The following is a 17,446-nucleotide window of genomic DNA, read 5'->3' on the forward strand; positions in this document are numbered from 1 at the left end:
CCTAGATTAGACTTATAAATTATTTAAAATGTGTTCCGCCTTCTCATTACCCTTCGCTTATGAAAAAGAAACATCCGTTCCCCATGTATGAATCTAATCGGCAATCAAAAAAACCGTTCCCCGCTCAACCCTAATGGTCGACCAAGAAACGGTTTATTATTCCTGTATTAGCATAAATATTTTAACGAACGTCGAGTTGTCCCGAGTTTTGTTGTGGTACCAGACGTGGCTTCGGTTTTGGCAAATTGCCGAATATTACCCATGCAAACGGAACAAATCTTGCCGTGAGTCCAACCACAATCCACGATGCGATTAACGCCACACCAAAACCTCCGGCGTACCACAGGTGAATCAGCCAGGATACCCCGGTTTGTGGTGGATAATTCCGATAGATCAACAGGAAGAATGGATGAATCAGATAAATACCGAAGGACAATGCCCCAAGCCGATTGAGCGGCTTAACGATCAGCGATGGTCCTTTACGATAGAGAAGGTACGCAATCTGAATGAGCACCAACGCACAGGCGAACGTATGCAGATTCCAGAAAAACTCGTACCACAGCGTGTTATATGTCGCAATCTTCAGGCGCAACAGATAATAAATGTATACATGGCCGAGTCCGGCAAAAATCCATACCGCCCACAGCAAAATCCATGAAACTACACGAGCTTTAGTTGCATTTTCCCGACTAATGACAAACCATTGTTTAATCTTCGGAAAGTATACCCCGATAAATGCACCCAGCATGAAATAAGAGAAGTACGAGAATGCCCAACTTCCCTTGTTCGGCACCTGGAAGCCATATTTATTACTTACGATAAATGCCCACTGAATGAGCAACCCAATCGGTACCGACCATTTGACAACTGAGGGATATTTCTTGAGCAGCCACAATACCAACGGGAATAACAGATAAAATTGCATGTTAATAAATACAAAGTACAGATGCGTATACGCCTTGCCGGTGAACAGTTTTGTTATGAAGCTTACTGCTGATTCTCCGAACGGACGGCCCTGATAATGCGTGAAGTGCAGGATAACAAAATACATTAATGAAAATAGAAAATACGGTAGTAAAATGTAAACAAATCTTTTTTTGTAAAAATTGCTGACCAGCTTCTTATCTAGCGGGCGAGAATAATAGTTATAGAACAGTACAAAACTGCTCATGAAAATAAACGTTGGTGTACCATATTTCATAAAAATATTAATAAAATTGTACAGCCAGTAATACCCTGAACCCGTCATGTCTACCGTCGCATATGAAGTGGAATGCACACACAGCACGCCGATGATAGCCATTGCCCGTACGAGATTCAGCTCTGGGATTCGCTCTCTTTTGATTGTTTCACTCATAATTAGCGTTTCTCCTTAATATGTTTCGTTGATATGTCTAAGATGACTTAATACGATAAGCACACTATCTATTAAAAAGCATAAAGCTTAAGATGGGTAGTCCAAATTCTTAAAAGTTCCTAAATATTCAACATGTTTCACAGTCTTTTCATGTCTATATATGTAAAAAAAGACCGCTATGACGCGGCCTGCGAGCTTGTTTCGTATCTGTCCAAAATATTGCTGGTTCACTGGGATGAAAATGGTAAACTTCAATGCTGACGACTAGCTAGAATTTGTTTATAGATCTCAATAGCCGATTGTCTTGAGGTTTTCAGATCCACAATGGCATCCTGGCGAGGCTGATGAATCTCTTTGCTATGCAAACCCTTCAGGTCAGGCAGCCATTTGCGGATATAATCCCCTTGGGGATCATACTTCTCTGACTGTGTCACCGGATTGTTCACCCGAAAGTATGGAGCTGCATTCTCGCCAAGTGATGCACACCACAGCCAGTTGCCCCGGTTTTGAATATTGTCATAGTCACGAAGCTTGCGTCTGAAATACGCTTCACCTAGCGTAAACGGGCATTGCAGATTTTTGGTAAGAAACATTGCGGTCAGAATACGAAGCCGATTCGGCATATGTCCAGTCTCATTCAGTTCCGTCATCGCTGCGTCGATAATCGGAATGCCTGTTTCGGCCTTGCACCAACGTTCGAAGTGAACCTCGCTGAGCAGCGACAGATCATATACCTTTTCATATGTAAAATAATGACTCTCATACACCGCCCGATACAGATAGAAGTCGCGGAAGCACAATTGTCTGATCCACTCGTCCGAATGCTCCGTGCGTTTCGCAGCATCGTACATCTTGCGGATGGATACAGCCCCCACAGCTACATAAGAACTGAGCCGGCTCGGTTCATAAGCTTCATATTCATCCCGATGGTCGCCGTAATCGGCAATTCTATCAGATAAAAATCCATCCAACATTAGATGAGGATCATTCAAATCAGATACATCATATGCCAGCAATTGTTGTGGTACCTGGAAGGTCTCTGGCCATTCTATCTGCTGATCACTGACCTTCACCTCTGCAACCGTAGTGGTTGAAGCTGGATTAGGATGCTCATTCATGAATTCCACCCAGCGTCGGTGGAAGGCAGCAAATACTTTATATGGCTCGGACTTGCCCGTAAAATCAGCGAATCCCTTCAAATCCATCAGCAGATGATCCGTCAGCTGCGTAAATGTGACTTCTCGTTCCTCGGTTACCTTGCGTATTCCACGGTCCCGTTCAATTGCATATGGGGTCATATCCCGATGAACTACAACTTCATCTATACGACCTTGCATCTGTTCGAGAATATAATCAATCACCTCAGCTGGTTTGCCATAAGCCATGTGCAGCGTAAGGCCTGACTTGCGGTACCGCTTACCAAGCTCTACAGCATGCTGTAGAAAATTCACTCCACTATGTTCCTGTTCACGACCTTGCCGCAGCAGAAACGGATCATAGATGAGCACATGCAGACTCTCTGCATCCTGGTGCAGTAAATAATCGAATGCGACCAGGTCATCTGTGCGCAAATCTTTGCGATGTATGAATAACTTCATGCTTCATCCTCCTGCCTGAACTTCTGCCTACTTTGCCGTTAAATCTTCATACAGCCTGCTTGTCTCCGGCTCCGGTTGATGTCCCAGTTCCTCAAGCAGGGTCAGCGTAAATGAATGATATATTCTGAGTATGGCTTGTTGATCATCCATGGATGCACTTACCCTCATCATTAATCGGCAGATTTCTTCGGCATATGGCTCCCGTTCCTGTAGTTCACTCAACTGCTCCATCGCTTCCTTGCCCCGTCCATGCTTCATGTCCCATTCCGCGATATCCATAACCAGTCCTATATACTTAATTCTCAGATCTCTCGCTTTGGCTTGAGCCCAGCGATAATCATGCTCCTCCAGATAGTCACCACGGTAGAGGGGGACGATATCCCGCAGTTGATCGACATTGTCTGATGTAACGTCAGCGTATGCCATACCTTGCTCGAACTGCTCTACATCACTCACCAGATTACCCGATAACAAACGATAGCGGTTCATGTTGTATTCCAGCTTGCCCGTCATGTTCCATTCTTTCAGCAGTTTACGGATCTGATAAACGGAAGTATGCAGATGGGTTAGCCCTTTCTCTTGCGAGACATCCGCCCACAACTTATCGAGCAGAATCTCTTTGCTTACCCAATCCCCTCTATGGTGAAACAAAAAAGCAAACAGTTCTTGCGATTTGGCTGTGCGCCACTTGTGCTTTTCTGCTTCCTGATCCAGGCTTCTGTAAATATCCAGATGTTTAAAAGTAAGCAATCCAGGCAAACGGATATCCAACTCCACAGCCTCAGATTCCTGAACCTCAGCAGTTGCAGCAACCTGAGAGGATGAGGAAATCATGCCTGCGGCAATGCGATCGATTGTTTTGGCAAGCCTCGCTGAACTTACCGGCTTCAGCACATAATCCAGCGCCTGAAGTTCAAAGGCTTCAACCGCATGATCGGCGTAAGCCGTTATAAATATAATGCGAATACTGCTGTCCAATTGCTGTATATATTCAGCCGCTTCCAGTCCATTCATTTCCGGCATGCCAATGTCCAGAAACACAACGTCCACACGCTCTTTTGCCAGAAAATCCAGACCGGCACGGGCTGTTGAAAAACACTGCACGGGGGTAATCCGCCCATCCGATCGTAACAGGCGTTCCAGATGAAGCTGCGCCGGTTTCTCGTCATCGATTACAATGGCTTTCATCGCTCTTCCAGCCTCCTGCCGTGAATTATTCAATGGGAATACCGATTATCTTGGCATTCGTTTAATAATCTGTTAACCAAATTCGCCTAACTCGGCCCATTATTTGGAACCGTTTTTCTTCTCCACAGGTATGCGAAACCGTATTAGCGTTCCTTTCCCCGAATGACTCTGAATCTCCAGCCCTTGACCATATAAAGACAACAGGCGCCGATTAATATTCTGTAGCCCTACACCTCCAGGACCTTCGATTCGCCCTGAACTTACCTGAGCCAAACGCTCAGGAGGTATGCCTACTCCATCATCCTGTACCACAATGACGATGTGTTCATCCTCCCTGGTAATGCCCAGGTTAACCATGCCGCCTGCAGCACGTTCCATCACCCCATGACGAATCGCATTCTCCACAAGCGGTTGAATACTAAGCGGTGGCAGGTAAAGACGAACATCTGGGTCGATATCATAATGGACCACCAAACGTTCCTCGAAACGTGCTTGTTCCAGATGTACATAGGACTCCACTAACTCCAGTTCCTTCGCTAGTGGAACCAGTTGGTCGCGGTTCTGGAAGTCGAAACTTCCTCGCAAGTAATGACTCAGTTCAATAAGCAAATCGGTCGCTTTATCCGGATTGACGGCGCATGTCGCTATGATGACGTTGAGCGCGTTATATAGAAAGTGCGGTTTGATCTGGGCCTGCAAAAAAGCCATTTCCGTACGAACAACCTCCTGTACCGAGGTACGCATCTCAATTAACGTCCGTACTCTTGCACGCAATTCACCTGCATCCACAGGTTTGCTCAGAAAATCATTTGCTCCTGCCTGGAATCCCATTTTGATATCCTCTGGCAGCCCGCGAGCTGTCAGCATTAGAATGGGCAACTCGGACAAGGAACTGTTCTCACGAAGCTTACGGCACAGCTCAAGCCCGGACATTTGCGGCATCATCCAGTCTGTAATCACAAGATCAATGGAGGGGTGTTCTTCACGAAGCTTCAGTGCTGCTGCCCCGCTATCTGCTGCAATGACACGGTAACGTTCCGTGGATAGAAGATTGAACAATACCTGTCGATTCACAGGATCATCGTCCACAATCAGAATGGTATGCTCTGCTTCCAGATTATCATCCGTCTCATCCCAATCCATTGCTGCTGCCGTATCCTGCGTTCTTCTTTCTTGAGTAGATACATATTGGGCTGCAACAGGCCTCGAACTCGCTTGCAGCAAAGGAAACTGCACAACTGGCAGGGTAAAATGAAAGGTCGAACCTTCACCTGGCTCCGAATCTACCCAGATGGTCCCTCCGCCAAGCTCGACTAGTTTGCGAGTGATACTCAGTCCAAGACCAGTTCCCCCGTTAACCCTCTCACTTGTTCCATTGCCCTGTTCGTAAGACTGAAATATGTCTTCCAGTTTATTTTGGGTGATACCGACACCTGTATCAGCGACAGATACCGTCACCATAGCTCCATCCACACGAGCATAGATACGAATCTCACCCTGCTTCGTGTACTTATACGCATTGCCCAGCAGGTTGTACAGAATCTGCCTTAGGCGATCCTCGTCCGCTTCAACCAACGGCAACGCTGGAGGCCATTGCTGGATCAGTACAACCGGTTTATCTTCAAAGGTAAAACCAGAGACTTCAACGACCGATCGGGCAACTGATTCGAGGTCCACAGCACTCCGTTTTAATTCAATTTCACCATTTTTGAGCTTGGAAAAGTCCAAAATATCGTTTACCAGCAGCGAAAGCCGCTTTCCAGTTGAGGTGATCATGGACAGATTTTTGGCCTGCTTGGGTGTGACCGCCCCGGCCGCCCCTTCCAGCATCGATTGAGCTATATTAATGATGCCGTGAAGGGGCGTTCTTAGTTCATGGGACGTATTCGCCATAAACTCATCCTTGAGACTGTCGATGGCAAGCAAACGTTCAGACAACGCTTCAACTTCACGGAATGACTGTGCAAACCGAATCGCTGTTAGAATCATCTGTGCAAAGACAAATAACAGCAGCTCATACAGTGCTAGAAATGTCGTATCCACGGTGGTGAAAGCACCAACGGTGTGCAGCACAACCACCATAAATATACTCATCATGCTCATCAGGACATAATGACCGTCATTCGGTTGCTTTTTCAGCCAATGGAGCATCGCTCGCAACGTGTAACCAATCACCACGAGTGAAATTAGCAGCATGGGCAGCTCCAGCAATGAGAACAGAACAGGAGACAATGTAAGACCAACCGCGCATTGGACGAGTACCAAAACCACACCCAAGCGAACAAACCATTGATGGACCGCTCCAGGTACCAGTGCATCCATATAACGGAGCAAGAAATAATACGCAAGAGCCGCGCTGATTAATTGAAGCCGCAGAATATCATTATTCGGTAAGAACGGTAACAGTGTTCCCAGCAACTTCTCTCCATGAGTCAATGCGTACAACGCACCGGATAGGCTGAATAATCCCAGATACTGAAGCTCTTTTTCACTGCGCCGCAGCCGGAAGAGCATCAGGAAGAAGGCCGCTGGCAGAATAAATCCGAACAGTGTCATCAGATCCTTGAGCCAGTCCTGCTGTTGGCCTTTCAGAATGCTGTGCTCGTCTCCGAACAAAATGGATGCAACAATGCCGCCAGACGAGTAGCTGTAATTCGATACCTGAATGATAATATCTGCAACGTCGCCATCTATGGAGGTAAATCCCGTAAAAGGCAAATTGAGCTGAATATCGGTATTTTCCGTTGTACCTGGCAGCCCTTTGCCGCCAATCTCTTTGCCATCTATGAATAAACGATGGGCCATGCGGATATTTTGAGTACGTATCCCATAATCGTTCTTCTCTAATCTCGGGGGAATGCGAACACGCAAATGATACGTTCCATAACCGTGCGCCTCTCCAAGAGTTCCATTCCATCGGGATGGGACATGGATAGGGAGAGGCTTGGAAATCGGCTTGCGTCCAGATACATCCGCTTCAAAGTCAACGGGTGTCAACAATTGGCCCGGATAGAAATCCCACGTACCATCCAGGGAAGCAGCCCCCTGTCTATCGAAATTCCAGCCGGTCAGGTCCATAACCCCATCATTCGCATGAGGGTTGCCGCGCTCGGTAAATATCGTCTGTACAATGGAACCCAGAGGAAAAACAACAATACATATAAAGCTAATGGTGAGCATAATCCAGTGTTTTCTCATCTATGTAATCCTTCCGCCTCCATGGCGAGAGACGTCTAATTTTGTCGTTTTATACCTATAACTCCATGTTACACGTTTCTGTTGCTGACGGAAATAGTTCTTACATGATATTTTAACGTCAAAAAAGCCACAGGCTCAGCTACCGGAATGCAGACCGGAGTAGGACCTGTGACTTTTTTGAACTTGTTGGCTATCTGTTTTACTTTTCTCGTTTCCTTACGCTTGTCCAACGACCTGGGCCAGTTTCTGCACGATTCCAGCCCATCCCTGCTCCATCCGTTCACGAATGATGGCATGAGCCTGTCCAAATTCAGTCAGTTTGTCCGCGTCCCAGCCACTGTGAATCAAGGTAAAGTCGGTGTCTTGTCCTTGCTCCGTCAGTTCAAACGTAAGCGTCCAGTCCTTACCCCATTGGAATGACAGCTTGCGTGGCGGCTGAACTTCCGTAACTTTACACGGTGATTTTCCGAAGGGTCCAGCTTCCAGTATAAATTCATGCCCTTCCACTGGCTCTAGATTGCTTGGCATAAACCATGATTCCAAGCCTTTTGACGTCGATACAATCCCCCATACTTTCTCCACAGGCGCGTGAAGCAACAGCTGCTCCCGAATATCTGGCAATGCACTTGAAGATTCCATGATATCTCTCCTTCTAAATGGATATAACTCATTGTTCAAGATTAGATGATGTGTGTCAAATATATTCTGCTAACAACAGGTACTCTGGCAGGCGCTTTGTTGACCGGCTCTCAAACCCACCCTATAATTGGAACATATTACATAAAAGGTGTGTGATTTCTCATGATAGTCTTCTCTGAAAAATTCAATTCCAACCGTTGCCGGAAGGGATAAACATTTCGTAGCTAGTCCCTTCCACATTCTTATTTTAATTATGTTGTGGAGGAAACGTTACATGTCTTTTAGTTATTATGGTCCATTATGTACCGAGGTTTATAATGCCACCAAACCCGTTGGTCAATCTCTTGGAGGCGATATTGAATTTTACCGTAATTATCTGACGAACTGCAATGGACGCATCCTGGAAGCGATGTCTGGTTCAGGTCGAATGCTAATTCCATTACTTGAGGCTGGTTTAAACGTGGACGGACTTGATTATTCATCAGATATGCTCAATTCTTGCCGTACTCTTTGCACCGAGCGAGGGTTGCCCCTGCCTGAATTGTTCGCTGCTGATCTGGAGACACTTGATCTTCCTTACCGGTATGAAGTCATTATAATCGCCGCAGGCTCCCTGCTACTTATTCAAGACAGGCAGGCTTCCATAAAGGCCCTGCGTAATCTGTATCAACATCTGGAACCGGGAGGTCGACTTGTGCTGGACCTCTTTCTACCCGATGTAACGAATACGACCTCACACTACTCAGGTACCTCAACTGTTCAATTACCGGATGGCGATACGATTACAATGGAGAGCAAAGACATCGAAGTAAATATGCTTCAGCAGTACAAAGTAAGTCTGATACGCTACGAAAAGTGGCGCCATGGCACCCTCATAGCCACAGAACTGCAACAGCTTGCATTACGTTGGTACGGTGTGGAGGAGCTGCGTATGATTCTGGAACAGATCGGTTTCATCGACGTTGTTGTATATGCTGACTTCGATCCCAAACAGGCACCTTCGCGTTCTGATCAGAAATTTGTGTTTGAAGCTACACGAGGAATACCCTCGAAGTGATTTCACTTTCAGGCCAAAGCGCTAACGAATCGATCTCACCGGGAAGGATCCAAGATCGAGGAAGAAACGTGCCTACGATTTGTTAATCCGTAAACCTGTGGAAATTGCAGCTAATAACAGCTGTTCGGTTCGTTAGATCGTAATGATACAGAAAAGGGATGTCCTCCGTCATGTTCATGACTTATGGGACATCCCTTATTAATTGCATTTATATAAATGTTCTAATTAAGATCAGTATCCGCGGGAATATGGCTGTGCAACAGGCGCTTTATCTTTGCTAACACCCAGTTCCAGAGCTGCATGAGTCGCCCAGTAAGGATCGCGCAGCATACCTCTGCCAACCGCGACCAGATCTGCATCACCGTTGCCGATAACTGCTTGAGCCAGTGCTGAATCCTCAAGCATACCTACCGCAATGACAGGAACGTTCAGTTCTTCACGGAAACGACGAGCAAAAGGCACTTGGTAACCAGGATAGTTACCCGGTTTACGTTGTCCGGAAGCCCCTTCACCACCGGAGCTAATGTGGAATATATCCACGCCTGCTGCCTGATAGGCACGGGAAATTTCAATGGTATGATCAATATCATATCCGCCATCAGCGTACTCCACTGCCGAAATCCGCATAATCAGAGGCATATCTTCAGGCATTTCTTTTTTCACTGCATGAATAATCTCGACACCAAAACGGGAAAGATCCTGTCCATACGCATCCTCGCGATGGTTCATCAGCGGAGAATGGAACTGGTGGATGAGGTAACCATGTGCACCATGCAGCTCAATAGCATCGACCCCAGCAGCTACTGCGCGGCGTACACCGTCCGCAAACTTCTGTACCATAGCTTGTGTTTCCTCTGTAGTTAAAGCATGTGGCGTATTGAAGCTCTCTCCAGGGAAGGTAACCACCGATGGAGCTACAGGTCGAGCCGCATCCTCTGCTTTACGTCCAGCATGCGCGATCTGAATCGCCACCTTGGAGCCATAAGCGTGAATGCCATCCACCAGCTTGGTAAAGGCAGGAATGTGTTCATCTGACCAGATGCCCAAATCATTGTCGGTAATACGTCCGTCCGGATCAACATCCGTCATCTCAATCACGATCAATCCTGTACCCCCAACCGCACGGCTTACATAGTGTACCTGATGCCAATCGTTCGGAATACCGTCTTTGGCAGTAACGGAATATTGGCACATCGGTGCCATGACGACACGGTTATTTAGTTGAAGTCCCTTGAATTGATACGGGGAAAATAATTTCTCTGTCATTTCAATTACATCTCCTATTCAATATGATGATGATATATGTTGAGGCAATTCCTTGTTTTCCAGATCGGAAAACAGCTGCCCATGCTTGCCGCAGTTGTCCTGCTTCAAATCCTCAATCACTATTATGAACCTAACCTATAGAAATACAAGTACGTACTTTTTTGTGAGATAGTACCCTTTTTTATACCTAGTCGACCCTTTCCTCTGATGCATTCACCACAACTCGAAATGAATCTAAAACATGATATGATAGCCATACAGACATACAGGTTATAATATACCCAACTATAATAAACCGAGCCGAAGGAGCGATTACTGGTGAAAGATATTTTAATTCAAAGACTGACAACCTATGCTCAAATGGATACGCAATCCGATGAAAATAGTGAAACCTGCCCTTCCACACCAGGCCAGCTGGTCTTGGGTAAATACCTGGTTGAAGAATGTAAATCCATTGGATTGCAGGAAGTGACCATGGATGATAACGGCTACGTAATGGCGACATTGCCATCCAACACCGACAAGGATGTTCCAGTGATCGGTTTCCTCGCACATCTGGATACAGCAACCGACTTCACAGGCAAAGATGTCAAACCACAGGTCATCGACAACTATGATGGACAGGATATTGTGCTGAATCAGGAATTGGATGTAGTGTTATCCACCACTGATTTCCCTGAACTGCGTGAATATAAAGGCCACACTCTGATTACAACAGATGGCACAACACTGCTTGGTGCGGACAATAAAGCCGGTATTACCGAGATCATGACGGCAATGGCCTACCTGATTGAACACCCGGAATTAAAACACGGAAAGATTCGTGTTGCTTTTACCCCGGATGAAGAGATTGGCCGTGGGCCGCATAAGTTCGATGTGCCTGCTTTTGGCGCCAAATATGCCTACACGGTGGACGGCGGACCTCTCGGTGAGCTGGAATACGAAAGAATCAACGCGGCGGCTGCCAAAATCACAGTACGGGGCACCAACGTGCACCCGGGCACAGCCAAAAACAAGATGGTCAATTCCGCTAAAATTGCGATGGAGTTGAACCGCCGACTGCCTGCGGAGGAAGCTCCCGAATTCACAGAAGGTTATGAAGGATTCTATCATTTGTTATCTATCGAGGGAGACGTCGAACTGACCAAGATGAGCTACATCATCCGGGACTTCGACCGGGAGAAGTTTGAGAAACGTAAAGCGTATTTGTTGGATGTCGTGGGCGAATTGAAAAGCAAATATGGCGAGAAAAGCATTTCCATTGAATTGAATGATCAATACTATAACATGCGTGAGAAAATCGAACCTGTGCGCCAGATCGTCGATATTGCACATGAAGCGATGACTCGCCTGGATATCGAGCCTGTCATCCGCCCAATTCGGGGAGGTACAGACGGTTCCCAGCTCTCGTACATGGGTATGCCTACACCCAACATCTTCACGGGCGGAGAGAACTATCACGGCAAATTCGAATATGTATCGGTTGATAATATGGTGAAGGCCACACAGGTCATCGTGGAAATTGCTCAATTATTTGAACAGCGTGGAGATATTTAATCCAATTCAAACATAAAGCTACAGCACAGCAATTCAAATGGATCATCCACCGACAGGTGGATGCAAAACACCCTCTGGCATAGGACATGCAGAGGGTGTTTTTGTCGTACTAATGGTTTAAGAATGCTGTAAAATAGCAGAACTATCCTTATTTATTCGTACATATTACCTCCCGCAATTTCGCGCAACTGCTCCAGATTGCAGATGACAATGTTGCGCTGTTCTTTGCGGATGATTTCACGGTCGCGGAGGTCATGGATCACTCGGTTCAAATGTCTATAGCTCGTGCCCAGCATATCCGCCAGTTCTGTCAGCTTGGAAGTCTGGATTTCTTCTGTGATCTGCTCCCCCTGCTCCATCGTGGACAGCAAATAGCTTGCAAAACGGCTCTCGACAGGATAAAGCAGATTAAGACTCGACAGATTCGAGAAGGTATATAATTTGTGGGTCACATGACTGAGCATAAAATGGAGAAACTTCGGGTTTTCAGCATATGTATTCTTGAGATAGCGATAGCTTACACCGAGCAGCAGGCTCTTATTGACGGATTCCACCGTGTTTTTGGCTTCCTTGCCATTGACCAGCTCCAGATCACCTACCAGCGCAGGAGGCATACTGAAACGAAGCAACAAAGACTTGCCATTCGGCAGTGTTGTATAAATCTTGAGCTTACCCTGGACGAGAAAATATAATCGTTCGGGCCGTTCACCTTTGGCACATATAATCTCACCTTTGGAGGCTTCGAGCAACCTTAATTCAGCAAGCGCAGGTTCGTCGAGCACCTGATCCAGGCCATGCTCCCGCGCAAGCTGGCGCAGCAATCCAAAGTCCATAATTTCTCTCATCTCGGATAAACCCCCTGTGTGAATCTACATATACAATGGACACATGTCCCATAAACGATATAGGTTCGTACAAATATCTTGATATAAAAATAGTTACAACTAGATTTTATATCCAATACATTCATTCAAATGGGAAATATTCTAAAATTAAGCCTTCAAAATGACAATATTTTATGGAAAATGGAGTACATGATAGCGCACTCTTATCCGATGAAAGATAAAGCGATAAGCATAGTTACAACTGCTAATTTAGAATCCAAATAAAGAAAGGATGGTTCGACCTACTATGAACGTTGTAGATGCCCTTTTGAAAGTAATGCCTTATATCCGTCTGATTCTTAGAGAACCAGCCAGTCTAACGGTGTATGATCACGAGAAGGTATTGTATTCTGTCTCCACCGAAAAGTTCAATCTCGGATTCAACGAAGGCGATCCTCTTTTGGATGGATATAAGAACTTCACCGCTCTCAAGAACGGAAACGAAGCCTCTCTGACCCACCTGCCGGCAGAATACTACGGTATTGAGCTGGATGTCCTTAATATACCGATCTTTGATGACAATCATCAGGTCGTTGCTATTTTCTGCGTATCGTATGATCAATCGAACCAGAATCAGCTTGAAGCTATTATACAAGAAAACCAAACGATTAATGGAAACCTGGTTGAAATGGTCCAGCACGTTGCCGCTCATGCGGAGGAATTGCAGGCCACCAGCGAACAGATTCTGGAGAATACACGTCTGGCAGTAAAGAATTCGTCTCAGATCAACAAGGTTGCCGGGTTCATTCGTGAAATCTCGGAACAGACCAACTTGCTTGGGCTTAATGCCGCTATCGAAGCTGCGCGTGTAGGTGAAGCCGGAGCAGGCTTTGGTGTGGTCGCAACGGAAGTGCGCAAACTTTCTGTCGATGCCAAACAGGCTACCAGCGATATTGATATCAGCTTAAAAGATGTACAACAGGTTATTAAACAGATGGAAGTCGAAGTATCCCAGATTGCAGCTTCTTCTCAGGAGCAAGCCACGCTCGTATCCTCCTTTACGGATGTCATCGAGAAGCTGAATGAAGCCGGAGAACGCATGAAAGCTCTGTCTGAACAACTCATCAGTTACTCTGTGAACGATTAAGGGCAGGTACATCTCCCGATAGGATGGTTACCCATTCCACCAGATATACTGAACATTAACTACTTTATATGTAATAAACAGGACTTGGAATCCCCGTCCCCGTGACGGAAATTCTAAGTCCTGTTTCATTTGTCTTTTTATCGTAGTGTATGTGGATCTCTTGTTGTATTTGTATCCGTTATTTCTTCGTTATTTAGCAACTTCACTTCATTTTGTTCCTACTACCTCGGCCTCCGACTCCCAGCATTCAACTTCGCCCGGAATGTGAATACGGTCCCGAGTAAAGATCGGGTCACGTCCTTCGGCCTTTTGTTTCTTGTAATCTTTCAGCGCATCGAATGTCACCTTGGACAGCATCAGGATGGCAATCAGATTCACCACAACCATCAGCCCCATGAATAGGTCGGCCAAATCCCATACCAGCTGGACCTTGGCAACGGCACCGAACAGCACCATCGCGATAACACACACACGGTATACCCACAGCCAACCTTTATTGGATTTGATAAACTCAATATTGGTCTCCCCGTAGTAATAATTCCCGATGAGCGTACTAAAGGCAAACAGGAACACCATCACTGCCAAAAATCCGGACGCCCATGAACCCATATGCACACTTAATGCCGCTTGAGTTAATTCAATTCCACCCAGATTGGAACCTTTGTATACACCTGATAGCAAAATAATCATGGCCGTGCTTGTACAAATGACCAAGGTATCCGTCAACACGCCAAACGCCTGAATAAGCCCTTGTTTGACCGGATGTGTTGTATCCGCCGTAGCCGCAGCATTCGGCGCACTACCCATACCCGCCTCATTGGAGAACAAACCACGTTTGACACCATTCATCAGCGCGGCTCCAAGTGTACCACCAGCGACCTGTTCAATGCCGAAGGCATTTTTCACAATCAGCGCAATCATGGCCGGAAGCTGTGTGATGTTCGACAGAACAACAAATGCAGCCACGCCAATATACAGCACAGCAAGAACAACAACGATGTATTCGGACGCCTTGGCAATCCGTTTAACACCACCCATGATGATTGCCGCAAACACAACGGCCATAATAATACCTACCGTCAACCGATCGATGCCGAATGAATTTTTGAATGCGACTGTAATCGTGTTGGACTGCACAGCATTAAAGACCAAACCGAACGACAACGTGATGAGAATTGCGAACAATATCCCCATCCATCGTTTCCCGAGGCCACGCTCCATATAATAAGCAGGACCCCCGCGGAATCCGCCCTTATCTTTGATTTTATAAATTTGAGCAAGCGTACTCTCCACAAAACTCGAAGCCGAACCAAAAATCGCGATAACCCACATCCAGAATACAGCCCCTGGTCCCCCCAGTGCGATTGCCAGTGCAATACCGGTAATATTCCCGGTTCCCACGCGCGCTGCCATACTGATACAGAATGCCTGAAACGGCGAAATTTTGCCGGGCTCCTTGCTCTTTGGCTCCTTGAGCACTTTCACCATATCTCCAATCATGCGGAATTGCATGAACCGGGTCTTGGTCGTAAAATACAAACCACATACGACCAACAAGATGATTAACAGCTTGGACCATAGAAAATCATTGAAAACTGCAATAATATCTTGTATTGTTTGCTCCATTGGCAATGCCCCTTTTCGTTGATGGTTCGTTAAAAAGCGTTCCCCAGCTGTATGACTGAGCGAAAAATTCTCATACTACTTCATAAAGGCATGCAGTTCTATCGCCTCAGACGGACCGTTTTGTGCTGAAGTACGATAGGTTAAGAGATCGTTTGTACCATTCTGCATATCTCGGAATCCACATTTTCGGATGTTACCTATACTACAGGGGCATCTACGGAAACCGACAAATACCTACACAGAAACATTTAAATTTTTTATAAATAAGCAACGTTTATCCATTCACTGTCACTTTATCTGACATATTTGTTAGCATGCACGGGTCTTCACATCAGGATATACAACCAAGTATGATAATAGGGGACATTAATAGCAGGGAAAGATCATTTATAGATGCAGAGAACGGAATATATAGGAGTTAACTTAATCAGAAAGGAGGACACGGAAATGCGTTATTTTATTGTGGATGATGATCCTGGGATTCGATCCATGCTGATGGATATTATTGAAGATGAGGGGCTCGGCGAGATTGCGGGGGAAGCTGAAGATGGGGCTCATATTCATGCTGAACTGCTGGAGCTGCATAAGGTGGATGTACTGCTGATTGATCTGCTCATGCCGCAGCGAGACGGGATTCAGACGATACGTGCACTTGAAGGAAGGTTCGATGGCAAGATCGTGATGATCTCCCAGATTGAGTCGAAAAATATGATCGGGGAAGCCTATTCGCTTGGCACCGAATATTATATTACGAAGCCGATTAATCGGCTGGAGATCCTGTCTGTTCTGCGTCTGGTGGACGAGCGTCTGCGTATGCAGCAATCCATCGCAGATATTCAGCGTACGTTGCAAGGACTGTCTAGACTGCAATCTTCCGAACGTGCTTCAACACCAGCCCCCGACAAAACAATTACGACCGCAGGACATTTCCTGCTATCCGAGATGGGCATGATCGGAGAAGCGGGCAGCAGAGATTTGCTGGACATGCTGGAATACCTGGAGCAGATTGAAACGGAGGAGCATAAGCTCTCTCCATACACGTTCCCATCACTTAAGGATATCTTCCAGAATGTAGCCATACGCAAACTGGGTTCCGATGCCTCACCAGCGGAAGTAACGAAGGAGATTAAAGCATCTGAGCAGCGCGTTCGCCGTGCAATTTTCCAAACATTAAGCCATGTCGTATCGCTCGGACTCACGGATTACACACATCCGAAGTTTGAGAATTACGCGTCGAAGTTCTTTGACTTTACGGAGATTCGCAAGAAAATGCTGGAACTACAAAACAATGTGGAGCCCTCCTTGTCCCAGACCCGCATTAATACCAAAAAGTTCGTTCAGGTACTGTATCTGGAAGCCAAGCGGCTGTTGCATTGAGGAGTAACAAAAAAACATGCGCTCATGATTGAACTGGAATGATAGAGCATTCGTTCTTCCTGCTCTCTATTCCAGCTATTATCATGTGCGCATGCAAAAAAAGCTCATCTATATCCATCAAGCCCTCGGCTTGCTTAAGTGCATTCGATTATACTCATTGATCAATTCATCCAGTACCATGGACTGCTGAAGCACATCGGGATGTCCAAATCTACCCTCGTTATGCTCTACCAACATATGAAGGTTATGTCTGGCTTTCTCTATTTGATTTTTCAATTCCAAACTCATAACCATCGCGTCTAATCCCTCCCTATTTCTGTGTTACATTTTAGGTTTTCCTGTCAATCTATAGTTGGATTAACATATCGCATAGTTCACATGGATGTTTTGTATCCTTCTCCAATTTTTGAAAGTCTCTATAGCTATTCCTAGAAGACGATCCGTAAATGGCTCTGGAACGCCTAATTGAAGGCCAGATTACAATTTCATAAGCAAATTTTCCCCACTAACTTCATAATCAAACAGTTGTGTCATTATTGTGTATGTTAAAAAAACCAAAAAAAACACCTCTCGATCTAAGGCTTACCCAAGGGGTTATCCTATATCGATAGA

At 45.9% G+C, this 17,446-nt stretch carries 13 protein-coding genes; 4 read left to right on the forward strand and 9 right to left on the reverse strand.

The window, feature by feature from the left end:
* Positions 1-181 precede the first annotated feature (181 nt).
* From BUA17_RS12395 to BUA17_RS12415, 5 genes are all read right to left on the reverse strand, one after another.
* Positions 182-1,357 (reverse strand): acyltransferase, encoded by a 1,176-nt coding sequence (locus BUA17_RS12395; protein WP_063567780.1) that lies wholly within the window; start codon positions 1,355-1,357, stop codon positions 182-184.
* A gap of 251 nt (positions 1,358-1,608) precedes the next feature.
* Complete coding sequence (locus BUA17_RS12400; RefSeq protein WP_072733791.1) at positions 1,609-2,955, reverse strand: cryptochrome/photolyase family protein; 1,347 nt, start codon at positions 2,953-2,955, stop codon at positions 1,609-1,611.
* A gap of 27 nt (positions 2,956-2,982) precedes the next feature.
* Positions 2,983-4,143, reverse strand: coding sequence for a response regulator (locus BUA17_RS12405; RefSeq protein WP_072733792.1), 1,161 nt, complete (start codon positions 4,141-4,143; stop codon positions 2,983-2,985).
* A 99-nt stretch (positions 4,144-4,242) separates the two neighbouring features.
* Positions 4,243-7,341, reverse strand: coding sequence for a hybrid sensor histidine kinase/response regulator (locus BUA17_RS12410; protein WP_072733793.1), 3,099 nt, complete (start codon positions 7,339-7,341; stop codon positions 4,243-4,245).
* Between the two features lie 216 nt (positions 7,342-7,557).
* Positions 7,558-7,980 (reverse strand): SRPBCC family protein, encoded by a 423-nt coding sequence (locus BUA17_RS12415; RefSeq protein ID WP_063567776.1) that lies wholly within the window; start codon positions 7,978-7,980, stop codon positions 7,558-7,560.
* 274 nt (positions 7,981-8,254) lie between these two features.
* Here BUA17_RS12415 and BUA17_RS12420 point away from each other — a divergent pair, with 274 nt between their 5' ends.
* Positions 8,255-9,037, forward strand: coding sequence for a class I SAM-dependent methyltransferase (locus tag BUA17_RS12420; protein ID WP_072733794.1), 783 nt, complete (start codon positions 8,255-8,257; stop codon positions 9,035-9,037).
* A 231-nt stretch (positions 9,038-9,268) separates the two neighbouring features.
* On the opposite strand, the gene BUA17_RS12425 is transcribed toward BUA17_RS12420, so the two are convergent.
* The gene (locus BUA17_RS12425; protein ID WP_063567774.1) at positions 9,269-10,303 is read right to left on the reverse strand and encodes an NADH:flavin oxidoreductase/NADH oxidase; all 1,035 of its coding nucleotides are present in this window, start codon (positions 10,301-10,303) and stop codon (positions 9,269-9,271) included.
* 318 nt (positions 10,304-10,621) lie between these two features.
* On the opposite strand from BUA17_RS12425, the gene pepT reads away from it, so the two are divergent.
* The gene (gene pepT, locus BUA17_RS12430; protein WP_072733795.1) at positions 10,622-11,860 is read left to right on the forward strand and encodes a peptidase T; all 1,239 of its coding nucleotides are present in this window, start codon (positions 10,622-10,624) and stop codon (positions 11,858-11,860) included.
* A 152-nt stretch (positions 11,861-12,012) separates the two neighbouring features.
* Here pepT and BUA17_RS12435 read toward each other — a convergent pair whose 3' ends face one another.
* The gene (locus BUA17_RS12435) at positions 12,013-12,705 is read right to left on the reverse strand and encodes a Crp/Fnr family transcriptional regulator (RefSeq protein ID WP_063567772.1); all 693 of its coding nucleotides are present in this window, start codon (positions 12,703-12,705) and stop codon (positions 12,013-12,015) included.
* Positions 12,706-12,991: 286 nt separating this feature from the next.
* On the opposite strand from BUA17_RS12435, the gene BUA17_RS12440 reads away from it, so the two are divergent.
* On the forward strand, positions 12,992-13,831 hold the full coding sequence (locus tag BUA17_RS12440; RefSeq protein ID WP_079695423.1) for a methyl-accepting chemotaxis protein: 840 nt from the start codon (positions 12,992-12,994) through the stop codon (positions 13,829-13,831).
* A 207-nt stretch (positions 13,832-14,038) separates the two neighbouring features.
* Here the strand turns inward: BUA17_RS12440 and BUA17_RS12445 are convergent, their stop codons facing one another.
* Positions 14,039-15,457, reverse strand: a complete 1,419-nt coding sequence (locus BUA17_RS12445; RefSeq protein ID WP_063567770.1) for an alanine/glycine:cation symporter family protein — start codon at positions 15,455-15,457, stop codon at positions 14,039-14,041.
* Positions 15,458-15,904: 447 nt separating this feature from the next.
* On the opposite strand from BUA17_RS12445, the gene BUA17_RS12450 reads away from it, so the two are divergent.
* Positions 15,905-16,834, forward strand: coding sequence for a response regulator (locus BUA17_RS12450; protein ID WP_072733796.1), 930 nt, complete (start codon positions 15,905-15,907; stop codon positions 16,832-16,834).
* A 117-nt stretch (positions 16,835-16,951) separates the two neighbouring features.
* Here BUA17_RS12450 and BUA17_RS12455 read toward each other — a convergent pair whose 3' ends face one another.
* Complete coding sequence (locus tag BUA17_RS12455) at positions 16,952-17,128, reverse strand: aspartyl-phosphate phosphatase Spo0E family protein (protein ID WP_053782597.1); 177 nt, start codon at positions 17,126-17,128, stop codon at positions 16,952-16,954.
* Positions 17,129-17,446 lie beyond the last annotated feature (318 nt).

Origin of the sequence: Paenibacillus sp. ov031, from assembly GCF_900143165.1 — a bacterium.
In the GTDB taxonomy this organism is placed as follows: Bacteria; Bacillota; Bacilli; order Paenibacillales; family Paenibacillaceae; genus Paenibacillus; species Paenibacillus marchantiae.